22 protein-coding genes are annotated in these 19,549 nt (G+C 36.4%); 17 read left to right on the forward strand and 5 right to left on the reverse strand.

What is annotated here, in order from left to right:
- Positions 1-83 precede the first annotated feature (83 nt).
- Positions 84-797, forward strand: a complete 714-nt coding sequence (locus tag ELS83_RS16840; RefSeq protein WP_171596715.1) for a pyridoxine 5'-phosphate synthase — start codon at positions 84-86, stop codon at positions 795-797.
- A gap of 174 nt (positions 798-971) precedes the next feature.
- Positions 972-1,781, forward strand: coding sequence for an alpha/beta fold hydrolase (locus tag ELS83_RS16845; protein ID WP_171596716.1), 810 nt, complete (start codon positions 972-974; stop codon positions 1,779-1,781).
- Between the two features lie 55 nt (positions 1,782-1,836).
- Here ELS83_RS16845 and ELS83_RS16850 read toward each other — a convergent pair whose 3' ends face one another.
- The 3 genes from ELS83_RS16850 to udk form a co-directional block, all read right to left on the reverse strand.
- Positions 1,837-2,949 carry a hypothetical protein gene (locus ELS83_RS16850; RefSeq protein WP_171596717.1) on the reverse strand — a complete coding sequence of 371 codons (1,113 nt, stop codon included), beginning with the start codon at positions 2,947-2,949 and terminating at the stop codon, positions 1,837-1,839.
- Between the two features lie 89 nt (positions 2,950-3,038).
- Positions 3,039-3,761 (reverse strand): 3'-5' exonuclease, encoded by a 723-nt coding sequence (locus ELS83_RS16855; protein ID WP_171596718.1) that lies wholly within the window; start codon positions 3,759-3,761, stop codon positions 3,039-3,041.
- An 84-nt stretch (positions 3,762-3,845) separates the two neighbouring features.
- Entirely contained in the window at positions 3,846-4,463 is a 618-nt protein-coding gene (gene udk / locus ELS83_RS16860; protein ID WP_171596719.1) for a uridine kinase, read from the reverse strand.
- 89 nt (positions 4,464-4,552) lie between these two features.
- On the opposite strand from udk, the gene ELS83_RS16865 reads away from it, so the two are divergent.
- The 11 genes from ELS83_RS16865 (at position 4,553) to ELS83_RS16915 (ending at position 13,710) form a co-directional block, all read left to right on the forward strand.
- Positions 4,553-4,855 (forward strand): Dabb family protein, encoded by a 303-nt coding sequence (locus tag ELS83_RS16865; protein ID WP_171596720.1) that lies wholly within the window; start codon positions 4,553-4,555, stop codon positions 4,853-4,855.
- A gap of 53 nt (positions 4,856-4,908) precedes the next feature.
- Complete coding sequence (locus ELS83_RS16870; RefSeq protein ID WP_171596721.1) at positions 4,909-5,889, forward strand: type I phosphomannose isomerase catalytic subunit; 981 nt, start codon at positions 4,909-4,911, stop codon at positions 5,887-5,889.
- A 131-nt stretch (positions 5,890-6,020) separates the two neighbouring features.
- On the forward strand, positions 6,021-6,623 hold the full coding sequence (gene yihA, locus ELS83_RS16875; protein ID WP_171596722.1) for a ribosome biogenesis GTP-binding protein YihA/YsxC: 603 nt from the start codon (positions 6,021-6,023) through the stop codon (positions 6,621-6,623).
- A gap of 191 nt (positions 6,624-6,814) precedes the next feature.
- A complete protein-coding gene (locus ELS83_RS16880; RefSeq protein ID WP_171596723.1) occupies positions 6,815-7,747 on the forward strand; it encodes a ribose-phosphate pyrophosphokinase in 933 nt (310 codons plus the stop codon).
- 115 nt (positions 7,748-7,862) lie between these two features.
- Entirely contained in the window at positions 7,863-8,444 is a 582-nt protein-coding gene (locus tag ELS83_RS16885; RefSeq protein WP_171596724.1) for a 50S ribosomal protein L25/general stress protein Ctc, read from the forward strand.
- Positions 8,445-8,636: 192 nt separating this feature from the next.
- Positions 8,637-9,212, forward strand: a complete 576-nt coding sequence (gene pth, locus ELS83_RS16890) for an aminoacyl-tRNA hydrolase (RefSeq protein WP_171596725.1) — start codon at positions 8,637-8,639, stop codon at positions 9,210-9,212.
- 7 nt (positions 9,213-9,219) lie between these two features.
- Positions 9,220-9,597, forward strand: a complete 378-nt coding sequence (locus tag ELS83_RS16895; protein ID WP_171596726.1) for an RNA-binding S4 domain-containing protein — start codon at positions 9,220-9,222, stop codon at positions 9,595-9,597.
- 70 nt (positions 9,598-9,667) lie between these two features.
- Positions 9,668-10,207 carry a DUF4924 family protein gene (locus ELS83_RS16900; protein ID WP_171596727.1) on the forward strand — a complete coding sequence of 180 codons (540 nt, stop codon included), beginning with the start codon at positions 9,668-9,670 and terminating at the stop codon, positions 10,205-10,207.
- Between the two features lie 18 nt (positions 10,208-10,225).
- Complete coding sequence (locus ELS83_RS16905) at positions 10,226-11,092, forward strand: DMT family transporter (protein ID WP_171596728.1); 867 nt, start codon at positions 10,226-10,228, stop codon at positions 11,090-11,092.
- A 2-nt stretch (positions 11,093-11,094) separates the two neighbouring features.
- Positions 11,095-12,618, forward strand: coding sequence for an apolipoprotein N-acyltransferase (gene lnt / locus ELS83_RS16910; protein ID WP_171596729.1), 1,524 nt, complete (start codon positions 11,095-11,097; stop codon positions 12,616-12,618).
- A gap of 48 nt (positions 12,619-12,666) precedes the next feature.
- Entirely contained in the window at positions 12,667-13,710 is a 1,044-nt protein-coding gene (locus ELS83_RS16915) for a hypothetical protein (protein WP_171596730.1), read from the forward strand.
- 263 nt (positions 13,711-13,973) lie between these two features.
- Here the strand turns inward: ELS83_RS16915 and ELS83_RS16920 are convergent, their stop codons facing one another.
- The gene (locus ELS83_RS16920; protein WP_171596731.1) at positions 13,974-14,576 is read right to left on the reverse strand and encodes a M23 family metallopeptidase; all 603 of its coding nucleotides are present in this window, start codon (positions 14,574-14,576) and stop codon (positions 13,974-13,976) included.
- 303 nt (positions 14,577-14,879) lie between these two features.
- Between ELS83_RS16920 and ELS83_RS16925 the strand changes: the two genes are divergently transcribed.
- The 4 genes from ELS83_RS16925 to ELS83_RS16940 all read left to right on the forward strand — a co-directional run bounded on the left by ELS83_RS16925 (position 14,880) and on the right by ELS83_RS16940 (position 18,080).
- Positions 14,880-15,449 carry a hypothetical protein gene (locus tag ELS83_RS16925; RefSeq protein ID WP_171596732.1) on the forward strand — a complete coding sequence of 190 codons (570 nt, stop codon included), beginning with the start codon at positions 14,880-14,882 and terminating at the stop codon, positions 15,447-15,449.
- Between the two features lie 106 nt (positions 15,450-15,555).
- Positions 15,556-16,515, forward strand: coding sequence for a DUF4269 domain-containing protein (locus ELS83_RS16930; RefSeq protein WP_171596733.1), 960 nt, complete (start codon positions 15,556-15,558; stop codon positions 16,513-16,515).
- Positions 16,516-16,629: 114 nt separating this feature from the next.
- Entirely contained in the window at positions 16,630-16,929 is a 300-nt protein-coding gene (locus ELS83_RS16935; RefSeq protein WP_171596734.1) for a two-CW domain-containing protein, read from the forward strand.
- Positions 16,930-16,988: 59 nt separating this feature from the next.
- On the forward strand, positions 16,989-18,080 hold the full coding sequence (locus ELS83_RS16940; RefSeq protein WP_171596735.1) for a PAS domain-containing sensor histidine kinase: 1,092 nt from the start codon (positions 16,989-16,991) through the stop codon (positions 18,078-18,080).
- A 43-nt stretch (positions 18,081-18,123) separates the two neighbouring features.
- Here the strand turns inward: ELS83_RS16940 and ELS83_RS16945 are convergent, their stop codons facing one another.
- Positions 18,124-19,515 (reverse strand): NAD(P)/FAD-dependent oxidoreductase, encoded by a 1,392-nt coding sequence (locus tag ELS83_RS16945; protein WP_171596736.1) that lies wholly within the window; start codon positions 19,513-19,515, stop codon positions 18,124-18,126.
- Between the last annotated feature and the right edge of the window lie 34 nt (positions 19,516-19,549).

The raw sequence follows: 19,549 nt of genomic DNA on the forward strand, positions 1-19,549 counted from the left end.
TTTATTTTTGCCGATAGGTAAATAAGTTACGAATTTTTGAACTGTGTTTACCTGCCATTCTATTCAATTAAGATTCTATTAAAATGACTAGACTAAGTGTAAATATAAACAAAATTGCGACATTACGAAATGCCCGAGGTGGCAATACTCCTAATGTTTGCGAAGCAGCTGTGAATTGCGAAAGATTTGGAGCTGAAGGAATTACAGTTCATCCTCGTCCGGACGAAAGACATATTCGTTACCAGGATGTTTTAGATTTAAAACCTTTGGTTACAACAGAGTTTAATATAGAAGGTTACCCTTCGCAAGATTTTATCGATTTGGTTCTTAAAGTAAAACCTGAACAGGTGACTTTGGTTCCTGATCCACCGGAAGCAATTACTTCGAATGCGGGTTGGGATACAGTTAAAAATAAAGATCTTTTAATCGATATTATCTCTCAATTTAAAGCAGCTGGAATTAGAACTTCTATTTTTGTTGATACCAATTTGGCAAATATTGAAGGTGCTGTAGCTACAGGAACCGATCGTATTGAATTGTATACAGAACCTTACGCTACTGAATATCCTAAGAACAAAGAGGAAGCTGTTCGTCCTTTCGTGATTGCAGCAAAAAGAGCTCATGAATTGGGACTTGAAATTAACGCAGGTCACGATTTAAGCCTTGAAAATCTTCAGTATTTCTACCAGGAAATTCCTAACCTGGCTGAGGTTTCTATTGGTCATGCCTTAATTTCCGACGCTTTGTATTTTGGTTTGGAAAATACCATTCAGATGTACAGAAAATGTTTGAAATAAAACATTCATGATATATTTATTAGAAGGGCGCCGGCAGGTGCCCTTTCTTTTTGCAATCTAAAGATCTGTTATATCTTTATACGGATTTGTTTCTAAAGTGGCGCTTTGTTTGGGCGCCTCTAGAAATCTATCGGCATAATACCTACAGCATTATTATTAAAATGATATTTCTTTATGAAATTGAATTATAGAAAAATTGGAGAAGGATATCCATTAATCATTGTACATGGTTTGTATGGCTCTTCAGACAATTGGTTAACTGTTGCCAAAGAGCTAGCCAACAATTTTGAAGTCTTTATTTTGGATCAAAGAAATCATGGTGCTTCGCCTCATTCAGATTCTCATACTTACGAAAATCTGAAAGAAGATTTGCTTGAGTTTATGGATGAGCACAATATAGATAAGGCCACACTAATTGGCCACTCGATGGGTGGAAAAACCGTAATGTTTTTTGCGGCTGATTATCCGGAAAGAGTAAATCAATTAATTGTTGCTGATATTGCTCCCAAGAATTACACGAAAATTTCCGATTACGCTCCTCAAACCATCGATCACGAAAACATAGTTTCTGCCATGTTGAATTTCGATTTATCAGTTTATAAAAGCCGAACCGAAATCGATCAAAAACTATCTGAAAATATCAAAAGTGAGCGCGTTCGACAATTTCTTTTGAAGAATTTAAAACGAGATGATAATAAAGAATTTGTCTGGAAACTAAATATTAAAACCATAAGTGAGTTTTTGCCACAAATAATGGATGGCATGGATAAGGAACAATTTCAGAAGGGCAAAGGAATTACAGGTTTTCCTGTACTTTTTATTAAAGGTGAGAATTCAAACTACATTACCGATGATGATCATCAACTGATTCGAACTATTTTTCCTTATGCCGAAATCACCACCATTCCTAAAGCCGGGCATTGGGTTCATGCAGAACAACCCAGGTTATTGGTAAAAACCATAGAGTATTTTGTTTTAGATTAACCGCATAAAAAAACTCCGCATGATGCGGAGTTTTCTATTTAAATTGATCTTTTTACTACCAAACACCTGCTTTAAACACATAGCGTGTTACTGCTTGTATGTTAATCTCTTTGTTTGAAGAGTTATCCGGGTGAATATCATCCTCATACTTAAAGCCTGATATTTTCACATAGTAATCTTCACCAACCTCCAATTCCGACAAGGCTTCTAATTCACTGGCAGTAGATGCATCAATTACAATCTGCTTATCCTCACCTGCATCTGCAGACTGTCTTGTACTTCTAAATTTAGGCAGATATTCATTTTTATTCTTGTCCAGAATTTCTACATAGTAATAAATGTTATCCTCATCAATTGCTTTCCAGTTAATACTTACACTACCACTCTGACTTGCATGAGTGGCTGTAATGGAAAAGTTATCCAATGCTTTAATGGCAGAATCGTAAAGCTGATCTTCCAACTTATAATTCTCATTATTTGCTTTTACAAAGAATTTAACCGTTTGATTGCCGTCAAAATCTTCGAAGTATTCATCCCTATCGGCTTCTTTTAAATAGTAAACTTTTTTTCCTTCAAAATTCGTAAAATCTTCCATTTCGATACTGGTAGAAGCATCAGGCAAAACTCGCACCTCACTAATCTGATCACCAAAAACCGCATACTCTAACTTATAATCCGACTCATAAGTTCCATTCACCAATCTTAAATCATTTACAAGATATGCATCCGCAGAAATATCATTAATGGCCTCGATATCGGTATAAAATTCCCTTGTTCCGTTAGAGCTATTCAATTTTAAATAGTTGTTTTTCGAGCTCGATTGAATGAACCATTCCTGGCGATTATTCGCATCGATGGATTCATCTTCAATCACCAATTGGTTATCTACTAATGACCATTCTCCCACAACCTGGTCTCTGCGACCACTAAATTCTTGTTTTTTTAACACACCTCCACCTTCAAATCGATACACAATTAAAGCATCGTCGCGGTTATAGTCTGCCGACAAATATGGATTCGCATACCAGTATTTATTCGTTAAATCTGATGATTTGAATTCAAATTCCTCCTCATCACCTCCTCCACTACTGCCGCCACATGAAAACAAGGAAAGCGATCCCACCAATAACAGGGCAAACGAAAAGTTCTTATAAATTGAATGATTCATTCTTTTAATATTTTTCAGGTTTAGATTTTTATCTGTATTCGAATTGTTAAACACGAAAAAAGTTAAATTATTGTACAATAACAAAGTTATTACAACAATATTCTTTCAAAATTTTCTTCGGGAATTAAAGGTTCTCCCTGGTAGCGTAAAAACAATTGTGCTGTAGCCAATATATCTTTTTCACAGTAAATCGCGATTCGTTCTAAATCATTTTCTTTCCAGTACACTTCACCTACCATCGAACCATCAATATCATCTTTTGGTGTTGGAATATTAAATACCTCGCACAATAAAGCCAAAGATGTATAGTGCTTGTAATCGCCAAATTTCCACAATTCCATCGTATCAATAAACTGAACTTCCCACGGCTTTTTCCCTGCAATATCAAGAATATCAGGCAAAGTAATACCGTTAATCAACATTCTACGGGCGATATACGGAAAATCAAATTCTTTCCCATTGTGTGCACATAAGTTGCGATATGGTTTGCTGCAAAATCGAGTCAGCATATCGGCAAACTCTTCCAACAACAGTCTTTCATCATCGCCATAAAACGATTTTGCAACAAATTTGCGTCCTCCTTCTTTATAGGTTATCATTCCTGTTGATATGCAAACAATTTTACCAAACTCTGCATAAATTCCTGCTCGCTGATAAACATCGGCAGGAGTCTCGTCTTCTTTTCGAAAATAATTGGATTTCTTTTCCCATAAATCCTGCAGTTTAGGTGAAAGTTGTTCGAAATCCTCGGTTCCCGAAACTGTCTCTATATCAATAAAAAGTAAACTATCGGCTTTGATTTTATTAAGCATGGCAATGATTTATCATAAACAAAGTGAAAAGGTATAAAAAAAGGAGACTCAAACAAAGCCTCCTTTCAATATCTTATTCACAATTTATAATTTCACAATCAGGTTCTTCTCAATAAAATGAGTCAGAATATTAATTGCAACCACATTGTTTCCTCCTTGTGGTACAATGATATCTGCATAGCGTTTCGAGGGTTCGATAAATTGCAGGTGCATTGGTTTTACGGTTTTTTCATAGCGATCCAAAACCTTATTCACCGAACGCCCGCGCTCAACAATATCTCTTTTTATTACCCTGTTCAATCGATCATCGGCATCGCAATCAACAAAAATTTTCAAATCCATTAATTCGCGAAGTTCAGGGTGTGTTAATGCCAAAATACCTTCAACAATGATTACTTCCTTCGGCTCAACCTTAATGGTTTCTTCAGATCGTAGGCAGGTTAAATACGAGTAGATAGGCTGATCAATAGCCTCTCCTTTTTTTAATTTTGCAATATGATCAACCAGCAATTCGAACTCAATAGATCTTGGATGATCAAAATTGATTTCCTGGCGCTCTTCCAATGGCAGGTGAGCATTATCTCTATAGTATGAGTCCTGTGGCAATACAGCAACTTCTCCTTGTGGCAGCTTTTCTATTATTTTTCTAACAACCGTAGTTTTACCTGATCCGGTACCTCCTGCAATTCCAATAATCAACATGTTGTATGATATTTAGATGTTTGCTGCAAAATTGATACTTTTGCAATAATTCGGCAAGCAAATTACTAATTATTTAAAAAAGAATTGAGATGATCAAACACATTGCAATGTTTAAGTTCAAGGCTTTCGGGTCTGAAGAGGAGAAGAAGAAGTACCAGGAAAGATTAGTAAAAGCATTTGACGGATTAGATAAAATCATTCCGGAAATCAAGTTTTTGCAAATCGGTTTCGACCAGTTAAAATCAGATGCATCCTATGATTTTATTGTGAATGTTGATATTGAAAACCTGCAAGCCTTATCGGTATACGCCACACATCCTGATCACGTAAAAGCAGTTGAAGTAATTAAAGAAATGGCGATTGACCGTAAGGTAATCGACTACGAATTTTAATAGATTCCAAAAGCCATAAAAAACATCAATCAAATTATTTAATCGTACAAAAAATGAGTTTGTATCCTTTAAAATTTAAGCCAATCCTAAAAGATAAAATTTGGGGTGGCAGCAAATTAAAAACAGTTTTGAACAAAGATTTTTCTCCTCTGCCTAATGCGGGTGAGAGTTGGGAAATTTCGGGAGTAGAAGGAGATATTTCCCTTGTAAGCAATGGTACGCTTGCAGGGAACAATCTTGAAGAGTTAATTGAAGTTTATATGGGCGACCTTGTTGGCGATCATGTTTACGACAAATTCGGAATGGAATTTCCTTTGCTAATTAAATTTATCGACGCCAACGATGTATTATCGATTCAAGTGCATCCTGACGACGAGCTATCAAAAGAAAGACACAATGCTTTCGGAAAAACCGAAATGTGGTATGTCATCGAAGCTGATAAAGGATCCGAACTAATTGTAGGCTTCAACCAGGAGGTTGATAAAGCAAAGTATGTTGCCAAGCTTGATGAAGGAAAATTGGAAGAAATACTGAACAACGAACCTGTAGAAAAAGGAAGTTGTTTCTTTATTCCTGCCGGTAGAGTTCATGCCATTGGAAAAGGCATTTTACTTGCCGAAATTCAGCAAACCTCTGATGTTACCTACCGCATGTACGATTGGAACAGAACCGATGACCAGGGAAATCCACGCGAATTGCACACCGAATTAGCGGTTGATGCTATTGATTATAGCTTCGAGAAAAAATACAGAACAGACTACGAAACCAAATTGAACGAAACGAAAGAATTGGTTCGCTGTCCTTATTTTACAACCAATACTCTCGAATTCGATAAGCAAACCGAAAAGGACTATTCACAATTGGATTCATTTGTAATTTACATGTGCCTTGATGGTGATTTTACCATTGAAAGCGAAGGTGGGATTACCACTGAAGTTGCCAAAGGTGAAACCGTCTTAATTCCAGCTGCCCTGGAAAACGTGATTCTATTCCCAAAAGGAAAAACTGAAATTCTTGAAGTATATATCAAGTAATTTTCTTAACATATTTAAAACCCTCTTCTGGCTTTTGTTAGAAGAGGGTTTTATTTTGTTGAAACTAAAATGATTTTATTTCGGAATATATAAGAATCTGTATACCTTTGCGGTCGAAAACGGAGAACCAAATGAATATTACTGCAGCAGAATTTGTGATGTCTAATTCGGATGTAAAAAAATGTCCGAAACCAGATAAGCCAGAGTACGCTTTTATTGGGCGTTCGAATGTTGGAAAATCATCCTTAATTAATATGATTACCAACAATAAGAACCTGGCCAAAACATCTTCCAAGCCTGGAAAAACTCAACTTGTAAACCATTTCCTGATTAATAAGGACTGGTATCTTGTAGATTTACCTGGCTATGGATTCGCAAAAGTTGCAAAAAATACCAAACAGCGCTTTTCGCGATTAATTTTTAAATACATCGAGAGCAGACCCAATTTAGTCACTCTTTTTGTACTAATTGATTCGCGTCATGAGCCTCAGGCAAAAGATACTGAGTTTATGGAGTGGTTGGGTATTAATGGAATTCCTTTTTCGATCATCTTTACCAAAGCCGATAAGCTAACCAAACGAAAACTTAGCGAAAGTATCGACACCTATAAGAAAGTGATGCTTGAAACATGGGAAGAAATGCCTCCCTATTTTATCAGCTCATCATCTTCAGGCTTAGGCAAGGATGAAATCTTAGATTATATCGAAGAAACCATAAAAATGACAAGGGAATAAATCCCTAAAATCATATACAAGGAAGATCTCTATTTAAGAAATCTTCTTTTTATTTTAAATAGGCATAGACCTAAGAGAAATTAATTGGTCAAAATATTAACTGTTAGGAAATTTAATACATTTTTTTGCTGCAATAATTTTTAAATTTGCATTGTAAAAACTTATCTGATTTATAAACAAATAATACATTAATGAAAGCCCCGATTAAAATCTTTGCTGGTTCCAATAGCGAACACCTGGCAACAAAAATTGCAGATGCTGCTGGTTTAAAAGTTGGAGAATCTAGCATTATTCGATTCAGCGATGGAGAATTTGAAACTGCTTACGAAGAAACAGTACGTGGTGCACACGTATTTATCGTACAATCAACTTATCCTCCTACTGACAATTTAATGGAACTATTGTGGATGATTGATGCAGCAAAAAGAGCATCGGCCTACAAAGTTTGCGCTGTAATCCCTTATTTCGGTTTCGCACGTCAAGACAGAAAAGATCGCCCAAGAGTTGCAATTGGTGCAAAATTGGTTGCTAACCTTTTAATGGCTGCTGGTGTTGACCGTGTAATGACAATGGATTTACATGCTGACCAAATTCAAGGATTCTTTGATGTACCTGTTGACCACCTTTATGGTTCTTCAGTTCTTCTTCCTTATATCGAAGAATTAAAGCTTGATAACCTTGTAGTGGCATCTCCTGATATGGGTGGTAGTAAAAGAGCAAATGCCTATGCAAAATATTTAAATGCAGGTTTAGCAATTTGCCACAAACGTAGAGAGAAAGCAAATGTAGTTGGAGAAATGACTGCAATTGGTGAAGTTGAAGGCAAAAATGTTGTAATCGTAGACGATATGATTGATACTGCGGGTACCATTGCAAAAGCTGCAAATATGTTGAAAGAAAAAGGTGCAAAAAGCGTTCGCGCCATTGCGTCACATCCAGTACTTTCAGGACCAGCTTATGAAAGAATCGAGGAATCGGCTTTAGAAGAGGTAATCTTTACCGACTCTATTCCACTAAGAGGAGAAAGTCAAAAGATTAAATCTTTAACCATTGCTGATATTTTCGCGAAAACAATTCAGAATGTTTACAATTGCGAATCAATCAGTTCCAATTTTATTTTATAATTATTATCTTTGCGCGGATTTTAGGTAAAACTATTATAAACGTGTGATGGGATATCAATAGAACTTTTTTACCGGGTGATGACATTGGTATTGAGTAACACAAAATAATTTTCAAATGAAAACATTAGAATTAAAAGGTTCTTTAAGAACTGACTTAGGAAAAAAAGCGACTAAAGCTTTACGTAGAGCAGAAATGGTTCCTTGTGAATTGTATGGTGGTGAAGAAAACATTCACTTTGCAATTAGCGAGAAAGACATCAACAAATTGCTTTATACTCCAGAAACTTTCATCGTAAAATTCGACGTTGAAGGTAAAGTGTTTACTGCAGTAATGAGAGAAGTTCAATTCCACGCTACTAATGATAAAGCACTTCACGCTGATTTTTTCCAGGTTTTCGAAGACAAAGCTTTCGAAGTTCAGATTCCAATTAAGGTTGAAGGATTCGCGAAAGGTGTTCAGGCCGGTGGTAAATTGGCAGTGAACTTGAGAAAACTAAAAGTAAAAGGTTTAATGAAAGATCTTCCTGAATTCTTGCCTATCGATGTAACTGAATTAGGTCTTGGTAAGAGTACTCAGATTAGAGAACTTGCTTTCGATAACCTAGAACTATTGAATGCTAAAAACGCCGTAGTTGTACAGGTTAAGCTTACAAGAGCTGCTCGTGCTGCTGCACAGGCTGCAACTACAGAAGAATAATTTATTCTCTGGCAAAAAATATAACCTCCCGGGCCTTTGGCATGGGAGGTTTTTTAATACCAAATTTTCTGATATCAATACACATCCATAGATTCAAACAATTATTCTAACTTTGGATTTGTTATGATTCAATTCCTGAAAAACATATTGGGGAAAATATCTTCCCCTAATAGTGATAAAAAAAATGATCCAATGAAATATCTGGTTGTGGGTTTAGGCAATATTGGCGCAGAATATCACAATACCCGTCACAATATTGGCTTTAGTATTTTGGATGCATTGGCAGAAACCGCAAAAATTGAGTTTAAAGATGCTCGATACGGTGCCATGACAGAATACAAATTTAAAGGCAGGACTTATATTCTGGTGAAGCCAAGCACCTATATGAACCTTAGCGGAAAAGCCGTAAACTACTGGTTGCAAAAAGAAAAAATCCCAGTTGAAAACATGATGATATTGGTGGATGATCTTGCTCTTCCATTTGGAACTTTACGCTTAAGGCCAAAAGGCAGCGATGCCGGACATAATGGTTTAAAGCACATCAACGAAACTTTGGGGCATCAAAGTTATGCTCGCCTTCGATTTGGTATAGGCGACGATTTTCACAAAGGCCAGCAGGTTGATTACGTTCTGGGAAAATGGACCGATGAAGAAAAGGAAAAACTACCGGAACTATACAAAATCTGTATTAACATGATTAAAGGAATGAGCACCATTGGTATCCAACGTACAATGACTGCTTATAACACCAAGAAAAACGGTAAATAATAATAGTATGGACGAGAAGGTAAGAGTTGACAAATGGATGTGGGCGGTACGAATTTTCAAAACACGCAGCATGGCAGCCGATGCTTGTAAAAAAGGTAAGGTTACTATAAACGGTGTTAGCATTAAACCTTCGCGCGAAGTAAAACTGAACGAAAAAATTGATATTCGAGTTCCTCCGATTATTCGCAGCTACCAGGTAAAAGCAATTTCGGGCAAAAGAATGTCGGCCAAATTAGCTGTTGATTTTGTAGAGGATGTTACAGCTCAAGATCAACTTGACTTGCTAAATGCTACCAAAACCTATGGGTTTGAACAAAGACAGAGAGGAAGCGGTCGTCCAACGAAACAAGAGCGTCGATTAATAGATAAGCTTAAAAAAGGCTAAACACGCCAAAATAATAATCTGTAAAAGCTTAATAATGCTTATAAAAACAAGCACAAACTGATAATTCATCATGATCATAGCACAAGAAAAAAGAAAAACCAACTTAGCCGAATACATTTTATACATGTGGCAGGTAGAAGATATCTTAAGAGCCTACAAATTCGATATTGAAGCTGTGGATAAAAACATCATTTCGCAGTTTAAACAGGATGAAGCGAAGCATCAGGAAATCAGAGCATGGTACGAGAACCTGATTGAAATGATGAAGCTTGAAAAAGTGGAAGAACGTGGTCATTTGCAAATTCTAAAAAACAATGTGAATGAATTGTTCGATTATCACATGCACCTTTTAAACAACAAAAAGGATGCAGCCTACATTGGTTTATTTGAAAAAGCTGCTGGCAACATTAACGAATTTCGCCAAAAATCGCAGGCAAAAGAAGAGAATAATGATATTGAAGTCTGCCTCACTGCTTTATATGGCATTTTAATGCTAAAACTTCAGCAGAAAGAAATCTCTAAAGAAACGATAGCAGCAGTAACCACATTTAGCCAGTTAATTTCAGATTTAACTGCCAAGTACAAAGCCTTCGAAGAAGAAAAAGAATAATTCAAGCCTTAAATATTTATGGAAGGATCGAACAAAAAAAGCAATTGGTTTTTACTTTTACTGGTATCATTCATTTGGGGAAGCCCATACATATTAAGGGAAATTGCCTTAGAAAGCTTTAGCCACGATCAGGTTGCTGCATTTCAGGTTTTTCTCTCCTTTATACTCTTTCTTCCATTAATATTTAAGAATCTCAAAAAACTTGGCAAGAATAATTTTATTCCATTAATACTATCGGGTTTAACCGGTAACATTGGTCCTTCGTACTTTTTTGCCAAAGCTCAAACCTTAATAAGTTCCTCTATTGCTGGTATGCTTACTGCAATGCTGCCAACAATCACTTTATTAATGGCAATCCTGCTGTTTAAAAACAAAACCAACATAAAAATAATCGGTGGTATTGTTCTAGGTTTTGCAGGCACATTAATTATCATTTTTTCAGGTGAATCTCATGGAACTACACATATAATGGGCGTTTTCTATGTTTTTATGGCCATGGTTTCGGTGGCTGCCAGTATTAACATTATAAGCTTTGCCTTACCAAAATTAACGGGAACCGAAATTGCATCTTTGGCTTTTCTTTTTGTAGGGCCAAGTGCGGGATGTTATCTTTTATTTACAGATTTGAGCGCACCTTTAATGGCCGAAAACTTTACAAACAGTGCATTAATGCTGGCTTTACTTGCCAGTCTGACTTTTGCCGGTGTAATGTTCTACAATCGCCTCATCAAACAGTCATCACACGTTTTTGCAGCCTCAATTGCCTATCTTATTCCAATAGTCGCAATTTTCTGGGGAATTGTAATTGGTGGCGATCATATCAGTTTAGCTCAAATCGCATCAATTATCATTATCTTAGTGGGAGTTAATCTAACACATCGATAATTGTGAATAAAAACCTACTTCTTGCCTTAAGTTCTGGAATATTACTCGGAATTCCCTTTTGCATTCCATCATTATTCTTCCTGATACTTTTTGCATGGATTCCTCTCCTGTTTTTGGAGTCGAAACTTAGTAAGCATCACAATCCATACCTGATTTACAATTACTCATTTCTGGCTTTTAGCTTATGGAATATCATGGCCTATTGGTGGGTGGCCCAGGCACACTTTTTAGGTGCAATACTCATTATTTTAATTAATTCTCTTCTGCTTGCGCTGATATTTTGGTTCATCAGCAAGGCCAGAAAAACACTGCGAATCTCTATTTTATTTCCATTCCTGATTATTTGGTTGGGATTTGAATATTTCCATACAATTTGGGATTTGGCATGGCCTTGGCTAAACCTGGGCAATTCATTTGCATCGGCACCATCCTGGATTCAATGGTACGAATTTACCGGAACCAGGGGAGGAAGCTTATGGATCATCCTGATCAACTACAGCATTTTTGAAATCATCCGAAGAGAAAAAAGTTTTAAATATTCTCAAATCGTCATCTTACTCATACTTTTCGGAATCCCATTATTATACTCTTCAATACTTAATGATATTAAACCAGCAAAACTTGATGGCAATAAATCATTTGCATTGATACAGCCAAATCTGGATCCTTACACCGAAAAATTTGCACCCGAAAACGAAGAAAAGCACTTCGATGAATTTATCAGAATTGCCGATTCTATTTGCAGAAAAGACGCTCCTGATTTTCTGTTCGGCCCGGAAACTTTAATTCTTCAATCTATAGATGAAAACCATCCATCGGCTTCACAACATTACCAAAAACTGATGGATTTAAAGAACCAATATCCGAAAACAAAATTCTTGATAGGAGTTCATTCTAAGATTGAAAACGAGTCGTTTAATTCTGCACTTCTGCTTTCCGATTCAGTTCCGCAATTCTACCACAAAACCAAGTTGGTTCCCATGTTCGAACGCATTCCTTTTGACAAATACCTGGGATTTCTCGATAAATATTCGCTCGAAATTGGTGGTTACAATGGCACTTACAGCAGTAGAAATGAAACCAATTATTTCATAGAAAAGGGAACTGCCATTATTCCTATCGTTTGTTTTGAATCTATATTTGGCGACTATTGTGCACAACGAATACCAGAAACCAAAGGCTTTATTTGCATGATAACCAATGATGGCTGGTGGAAGAATACTGCCGGATACCTTCACCACTTTAATTTTAGTCGATTACGTGCAATCGAAAGCCGACGAGAATATGTTCGTGTGGCCAACAATGGGATATCTGCCCTTATCGATTCCAAAGGCACGATAATTGCTAAAACAAGTTGGTGGAACAAAACAATACTTTCGGGAAATGTGAGTTTACTATCTGGAACGACTTTTTACACTGAGCATGGAGATTTTATCGGCAGAATTTGCCTGTTCTTTGCCATACTTCTCTTAATCTTTGTTAAAATTCGCACATACACGCACCGAATATCCGGAAGAAAATATTAATTCCACTATTTTTGGAATGAACAATTGAAAATTTAAAACACACACAATATGCAACGTTTATTACTTGTATTATTAGCTGTTTGCACAATATCGGGAACAAGCTTGGCAGCTAAACACAAAAAAATTGACAAAACTTTTAAGTCGGTTGAGAATTTAAAAATTGATGCTCACCACGGAAAAGTCCAGGTTAAAAACTGGGATAAGGATGAAATTCGTTTCGAAATTGTAATTACTGTTGATGGTTCAAATGAAGACAAAAACGAAACCATGGCCGATAATATCAATATCGATTTTACCGAAGGTGGTCAACAACTGGTAGCTCAAACTGTTTTGGGCGATTTCTTTTCCATTAAGAAGCTTAGCAATTCATTATTTAATAAGGGGAAAATTAAGATTTCGTATACAGTTCAAATGCCCGCATCTGTAAACCTTGAAATTATCCAGAAAAATGGAGATGTTTTTGTGGACGATCACAATGCGAAATTTAGACTAGACCAGAATGGAGGAAACTTTACTGCCAACAGCCTAAGTGGCAATAACAATTTGAAGCTTTCAAATGTAAATGTAAAAATCAATCAGCTTGCAAATACAGAGTTGGATGCGGCAGGTTCGGAAGTTGAAATTGAAAATGCAGATAAAATTTCTGGTGAAAGTCGCGACTCGGAGTACAACATACAGGTAATCGACAATTTGAACATTAAATCGTCGAGAGACAAGTTTGATATCGAAGAAATTGAAAGCCTTTATGGTACTTCAAATTTCACGAAAATTGAAATTGCTCAATTGGGCGATGAAGTAGATTACGAGTTGAAATTTGGTCACATAAACATTTTCAACATCAACAACATGTATTCATTCATCAAGCTTGATTCGAAATATGGGAATATTGGCCTTAGTTTCATGAAAGGAAGTAATCTGGATTACGAAATCAACCACAAATCGGTAAAATTCGATAATTCGAATGATTTCACTTTAAAGAATGAAGAAACTGCCGATAAGAACACCTATGTAGCAAAAGGGAAAGTTGGATCGAAAAAATCAATTTCGAAATTGAACATTCGAGCGAATAATTGTAAGATGAGATTGGACTAAAAGTAAGATGATAATAGATAAACGGCCATCTCCATTTGGACATGGTCGTTTTTTTATCCAATTATTAATTATTCAAGAGTACAAAACTCAATATCAAGGTTGCCCAAAATATCAAACTAAAAAGAATTTCCTTAAAACTTACTTCTATGCCAATTTTGTACTTACCTCCAGAAATCAACCAAAGTATAATGAAACCTGGAGCTCTAAAAAAAATGTAAACTAAAGCTTCTTCCATATATTAGAATCAATTCAATGAGTTGATCTTATTTTAATCGTTCATTTAAAAAGTCAATCGGATCATAAAAATACTTGTACAAATCTTCCCTCGTGTAGCAGATTAATGAGTAAGATGCGAATAATCTGTTAGGCTTCGATTCTGTTCTTTCCAGGCGAACAGGTTTGATTTTAAGAACTTCCAAATGAACATGATCAAAATGCCATCCGTATCGATCCAATTCTTCTTTGTTCATAAATCGAGCAATTGGTCTTTCCGGCGAAACCTCATCAAACAATCCAACTTTAATTCCTGCTACATGTTCGTAAACTGTCCAGAATTTCCCACCTTTATCATGTTCAATAATTAACTGAGCATAAGGACCATCTTGTCGTTTGCTGATTACAATTCCCTCACAAATTGGATAAATGGGTTCATCAATATAATTTGAACCTGGCCTCTTTATATCCACTCCAGTATGATAATGAGCAGGAACACTCTTTCGCTCCTTTCTCATCAATCCGAACTCTCCAATATTTGTTAGCTCTATTTGATCTATCGCTTTTCTGTCGTAAGCTTTAACAGGAAGCTTATACTCCAGGTCTCCCCACAAAGTCATGAGAAACATTAGTAAAAAATATTTACAAGACATGATTTATTTTCTTAGATACTCTGATTTAGACATATACTTTTAAATCTCCTTCTGATATGATCTGAGAATTCAAACATATGAAATTAAAAACAATCGAACGATAACAAAATTATTCTTCCTTAAAAGATAAGTAAATGCAAATTGCTATTACTGTAAATGAAGAATTAGATACTCACAAAAAACATGACGTTTTATCACTAAGGATTTGAATAAAATAGCAGTCTAAATAAGCAGTTTTAACATCTTTTAAGTCCGGGCACAAGTTCCTTTTTACTATATTCAAACGAATCAAATGAAACAAACATGAAAAAAATTGCGGCTTTAATCGTACTTGCTTTGGTTTTTACTACTGCATTTGCACAGAAAAATCTGAAAAATAGATTTGAAAAAGACCTGATTAATTATACCACTGCTTTTAACAACAAGGAATGGAATACAGTAACCGATATGATGTATCCTCGCATATTCGAAAAGATGAGCAAAGACAATATGATCATGCTAATGGAAGGCATGGACAATATGGGCGTAAAAATGACAACCGATTTTAAATACATAGATCGAATATCGGAGGTTGTTGAATCGGGTAATGAAAAATATTGCAAAATCCATTATTATGGCGTGGTTAAGGTGAAGCTTTCAGGTTTAATGTCGCAAGGTTCTGGTTTGGTTCAGCCTAAATTCGAACAGGAATTTGGAAAAGAAAATGTGAAATACAACGAAGAGAGCAATTCATTTACCATTCAGGCCCGCCGATCGATGTTGGCTGTTGCCAATAAAAATTCAAGCAATTGGAAATACATCGATATTAACTCTCCACAGGCAAAAGGACTTCAAACATTAATTCCTGAACATGTAAAGAGAAAGTTGCAATAAGTAAAATAAATTGTTTTAAGAAATATTGAACTATTGGAATATATACAGATTTCAATTATATTAGAATTACACGAAGAGATGAAAAGAACAATTTAAACAACACACTATGAAAATATACTTCTCAGGATCGATCCGAGGCGGACAAGAGGACGCTGATATCTACAAACAAATTATCGATGAATTAAAAAAATACGGTAATGTTTTAACTGAGCATATTGGCTCAAAAATTCAGGAAAGCAATTTAAGCGACGAAGAAATTCACGATCGCGATTTAAAGTGGGTCATGGAATCGGATGTGGTAGTTGCCGAGGTTACCACGCCATCGCTTGGAGTTGGTTATGAAATTGGCCGCGCTGCAGAATTTAACAAACCCATTATTTGCCTGTATCGAAAAAATGGCAAAAAGCAAGTATCGGCAATGATTGCTGGCTGCTCGCAGATTAAAAGTTTCGAATACTCCAGCCTCGAAGATGCAAAGCAAGTTTTAAATGAACAGTTCCGCGATATCAATAAAGATTGGAGAAATATCAATTATCTAAAAGATGGGTCGCCTGTTCAGGTTAAAGCCTACAATTGTCTTACAAAGCTTGGAATACTGGACTCTCTTGCCGAATACAATCCAACCTTAACGGGTACCATTCCTATTGGAATTTCTGTTAAAGAAAGCGATTTGGATATTGCCTGTAGATTTTTCGATGCCGACCGATTCGAACGTGTGGTAGAATCGATTTTTGGAAAGCAGGAAGGATTCAAAATCGAACAAAAAGAAAAAGCAGGTTATTGGGTGGTAATTGCCAACTTTAATTTCGAAGGGTTTGATATTGAAATTTATGGTTCGGCATATCCGGTAACGGCTCAGAACTCATACCGACACATGTTGCTAGAAGATCGTATTTTAAAACTTCTTGGAGAAGATTTTAACAAAGAAGTGGTTAAATTAAAGGAGTTGGGTACAAAAACCGAACCTGCCTTCACCAAACTTCTCAAGATCGAAGGAGATCCATTTTCGTCACTATTAAAGCTCGAGGCTTATAGCGATAACGAAATCAAAAAACTTTGGAATTAAAAAAATTACATCCTTGATGTAAGAGGTTGATTTACCCTAAAATAAGTATGCTTAATCAAATCAATATCCGATTTTAAATGAGGATATTTATTTTAGGGCGGGAGAACGATAAAGATGAGCAAATTAAATTGTTGGGAATACTTTAAGTGCGGTAGAGAAATTGGAGGCGAAAACACCCAGGAATTGGGCGTTTGCCCTGCAAGTACTTCTGCCGCAAATACTGGTATTAATAACGGAGTTCGAGCTGGAAGAAGCTGCTGGACTGTTGAAGGAACTCTTTGTAATAAAAGCATTCAGGGTGAGATAGAAGAAAAACTACTGGGGTGCATTAACTGTAGCTTTTTTAAGTTGGTTGACGACGAAGAAGGAAGAGCATTTGTACTATTGGATGAAGCCATTGTAAGAAAAAGGTAGTAGAAGAAATTCCGCTTCTGTTATCTTGATTATATAGTTGCAATGTAAACAAAATATAGATGGAGTTTACGGATTTTTTTAAAAACCAGGTTTCGATTGAGACTCTTGTGGAGTCGATGTCGGAAGGTGTTGTCTTTATTGATAATAGTGGGAAAATTGTGTTCGTAAATTCAAAAGCCAATCAACTATTCGACTACAAGGAAGAGGAACTTATTGGTAAGAAAATAGATACCCTCATTCCAGATCGATTTCGATCGGTTCACAGTTCTCACATCCAATATTACTTCAAGAATCCAAAAATTCGTTCGATGGGAGATTCAAGCTCCAAACTCCTGGCTAAAAAGAGATCCGGAGAAGAGTTTCCTGTAGAAATCAGTCTAAGTTTTCTAAACTCGAATGGCACCAGTGTAGGAATGGCATTCATTACCGATATTTCACCAAGGGTAAAGGCCGAAAATGAGTTGAAACAACGCAATGTTGAACTCGATGCATATGCCCATACGGTTGCTCACGACCTGCAAGCCCAATTAAATAGTATTATAGGTTTTGGCGAATTGCTTCGAATCAAAGAGGATTTGAGCGATGAAAAGCGAAAATACTATGCCGAGCTAATTGTAAAAAATGGCTCCAAAATGAGCAGTATCATCAAAGAAATTCTACTCTATGCCAGTCGTGGTAAGGAAGAGTTAGAAATTTCTGAATTAGACATGAATTCTATTGTTTCAGAAGCTATTGACAGGATACCAAATCAGATCAGAGAAAAAGTTTCATTTCACATTCAGGAAAATATGGCACCGGCCTATGCCTATGCTCCACTTATCGAAGAAGTTTGGTACAACTACATTGCCAATGCAATGAAATATGGCGGTAATCCACCAAAAATAGAAATTGGCAGCTCATTAAAAGAGAATGGCTATTGTAAATATTGGGTAAAAGATAATGGTAAAGGACTGAGCGAAGAGCAAATGAAACACATTTTTTCTGATCCTAAAAAACTTGGAAAAAAAATCATAAAAGGCCATGGACTTGGGCTTTCTATTGTTCAACGAATTGTAAACCGATTTGAAGGCTGGGTATATGTCGAAAGTACACTAAAGGAAGGAAGCACATTTAGCTTTTACCTGCCAAGCGAAGTTAATAACAAAGCCTGATCATTTCAATAATCAGGCTTGTGTTTATTTATGAGTATTTTTTTTACAATTGTTTCAGTAATTCCCTGGCAATTACAACTCCGTTTACCGAAGCCTGCATTAGCCCGCGAGTAATTCCCGCTCCATCGCCACCTAAATACAGGTTCTTTACCGATGTCGACTGGAAACTTTCATCCACTTTCGTGATATTGCTGTAAAATTTCACCTCTACACCATATAGTAAGGTTTCATCAGACGCCAAGCCTGGTGTCACCTTATCCAAGGCATAAATCATCTCTTCAATATCCTTTAAGATACGATGTGGCAAAACCAAACTCATATCTCCAGGAACGGCATCCTTCAAGGTTGGAATAATATTATTTCGATACAAACGCTTGGATGTTGTTCTTCGTCCACGAACCAAATCGCCAAAACGTTGTACCAAAATTTGGTTATTGGTGAGCATATTTGCCAAGCGTGCAATGTGTTTTCCATACTCAATTGGAGCTTTAAATGGCTCGGTAAATTTTTGAGAAACCAGTAAGGCAAAATTAGTATTATCGCTCTTTAGGTCTTTGTAACTATGACCATTCACCACTGCCAAATCGCCATCGTAATACTCCGACGAAACAAATCCGCCAGGATTACTACAGAATGTTCTCACCTTGTCGTCGAAGGTTTGGGTATAGTGAATCAACTTTGCTTCGTAAAAATTTTCATTGATATCCTGCATGATTTCATTTCTACACTCTACTCTTACCCCTATATCAACAACACCAACTTCGGTAGAAATACTTTCCTTGCTGCATTCTTTCATCAACCAATCGGCTCCATCTCTACCCACCGAAACCATAACCAAATCGGCATAATAGCTTCCTTTACCATTTTTCACACCCTTAATTTGGTCTCCATCCAGAATCAGATTTTCAACAGCACAATTAAAATGTACCTCTACTCCCTTAGCGGTTACATACTCGTATAATTTTCTATACAAATCCTGCGCTTTCTCGGTTCCCAAATGTCGAACTGGGCAATGAACCAATTTTAGGTTCGACTCAATCGCTTTGCGACGAATATTCTCCATTGCTGGAGTCAGTTTCTCACCATGAATATCGGTTGCTGCACCAAATTCCAAATAGATATCGTCTGTGTAAGATATCAGGTCTATGGTTTCTTCCACACCCAGGTATTCGGGTAGTGTACCGCCCACTTCGTGCGACAATGACAATTTACCATCAGAGAATGCTCCTGCTCCTGCCCAGCCTGTAGTTATGCTACAAGGTTTACAATGCACACAAGTTCCACCATTGGTATGTTTCGGACAAGATCTTTTGTCCATTCCTCTTCCCTTTTCAAGGATTAAGATTTTTAAGTCGTCTCGATTTTTTACTAGTTCGTAAGCACAAAAAATACCGGCAGGACCGGCTCCGACAATAATCACATCGTATTTTTCCATACGTAATTTAAATTTTTAAAAGATTAAAGCGGCT

This window comes from Marinifilum caeruleilacunae, assembly GCF_013141825.1.
Taxonomy (GTDB): Bacteria; Bacteroidota; Bacteroidia; order Bacteroidales; family Marinifilaceae; genus Marinifilum; species Marinifilum caeruleilacunae.

Bases quoted from the DNA above. Each gene is read 5' to 3' on its own strand.
- ELS83_RS16855 (WP_171596718.1), bottom strand. From the start codon at position 3,761: ATGCTTAATAAAATCAAAGCCGATAGTTTACTTTTTATTGATATAGAG.
- ELS83_RS16920 (WP_171596731.1), bottom strand. From the start codon at position 14,576: ATGTCTTGTAAATATTTTTTACTAATGTTTCTCATGACTTTGTGGGGA.
- ELS83_RS16905 (WP_171596728.1), top strand. From the start codon at position 10,226: ATGGAAGGATCGAACAAAAAAAGCAATTGGTTTTTACTTTTACTGGTA.
- ELS83_RS16870 (WP_171596721.1), top strand. From the start codon at position 4,909: ATGAGTTTGTATCCTTTAAAATTTAAGCCAATCCTAAAAGATAAAATT.
- ELS83_RS16940 (WP_171596735.1), top strand. From the start codon at position 16,989: ATGGAGTTTACGGATTTTTTTAAAAACCAGGTTTCGATTGAGACTCTT.
- ELS83_RS16935 (WP_171596734.1), top strand. From the start codon at position 16,630: ATGAGCAAATTAAATTGTTGGGAATACTTTAAGTGCGGTAGAGAAATT.
- pth (WP_171596725.1), top strand. From the start codon at position 8,637: ATGAAATATCTGGTTGTGGGTTTAGGCAATATTGGCGCAGAATATCAC.
- udk (WP_171596719.1), bottom strand. From the start codon at position 4,463: ATGTTGATTATTGGAATTGCAGGAGGTACCGGATCAGGTAAAACTACG.
- ELS83_RS16915 (WP_171596730.1), top strand. From the start codon at position 12,667: ATGCAACGTTTATTACTTGTATTATTAGCTGTTTGCACAATATCGGGA.
- ELS83_RS16895 (WP_171596726.1), top strand. From the start codon at position 9,220: ATGGACGAGAAGGTAAGAGTTGACAAATGGATGTGGGCGGTACGAATT.
- ELS83_RS16930 (WP_171596733.1), top strand. From the start codon at position 15,556: ATGAAAATATACTTCTCAGGATCGATCCGAGGCGGACAAGAGGACGCT.
- ELS83_RS16840 (WP_171596715.1), top strand. From the start codon at position 84: ATGACTAGACTAAGTGTAAATATAAACAAAATTGCGACATTACGAAAT.
- ELS83_RS16845 (WP_171596716.1), top strand. From the start codon at position 972: ATGAAATTGAATTATAGAAAAATTGGAGAAGGATATCCATTAATCATT.
- ELS83_RS16850 (WP_171596717.1), bottom strand. From the start codon at position 2,949: ATGAATCATTCAATTTATAAGAACTTTTCGTTTGCCCTGTTATTGGTG.
- ELS83_RS16900 (WP_171596727.1), top strand. From the start codon at position 9,668: ATGATCATAGCACAAGAAAAAAGAAAAACCAACTTAGCCGAATACATT.
- ELS83_RS16885 (WP_171596724.1), top strand. From the start codon at position 7,863: ATGAAAACATTAGAATTAAAAGGTTCTTTAAGAACTGACTTAGGAAAA.
- ELS83_RS16925 (WP_171596732.1), top strand. From the start codon at position 14,880: ATGAAAAAAATTGCGGCTTTAATCGTACTTGCTTTGGTTTTTACTACT.
- ELS83_RS16865 (WP_171596720.1), top strand. From the start codon at position 4,553: ATGATCAAACACATTGCAATGTTTAAGTTCAAGGCTTTCGGGTCTGAA.
- ELS83_RS16880 (WP_171596723.1), top strand. From the start codon at position 6,815: ATGAAAGCCCCGATTAAAATCTTTGCTGGTTCCAATAGCGAACACCTG.
- yihA (WP_171596722.1), top strand. From the start codon at position 6,021: ATGAATATTACTGCAGCAGAATTTGTGATGTCTAATTCGGATGTAAAA.
- ELS83_RS16945 (WP_171596736.1), bottom strand. From the start codon at position 19,515: ATGGAAAAATACGATGTGATTATTGTCGGAGCCGGTCCTGCCGGTATT.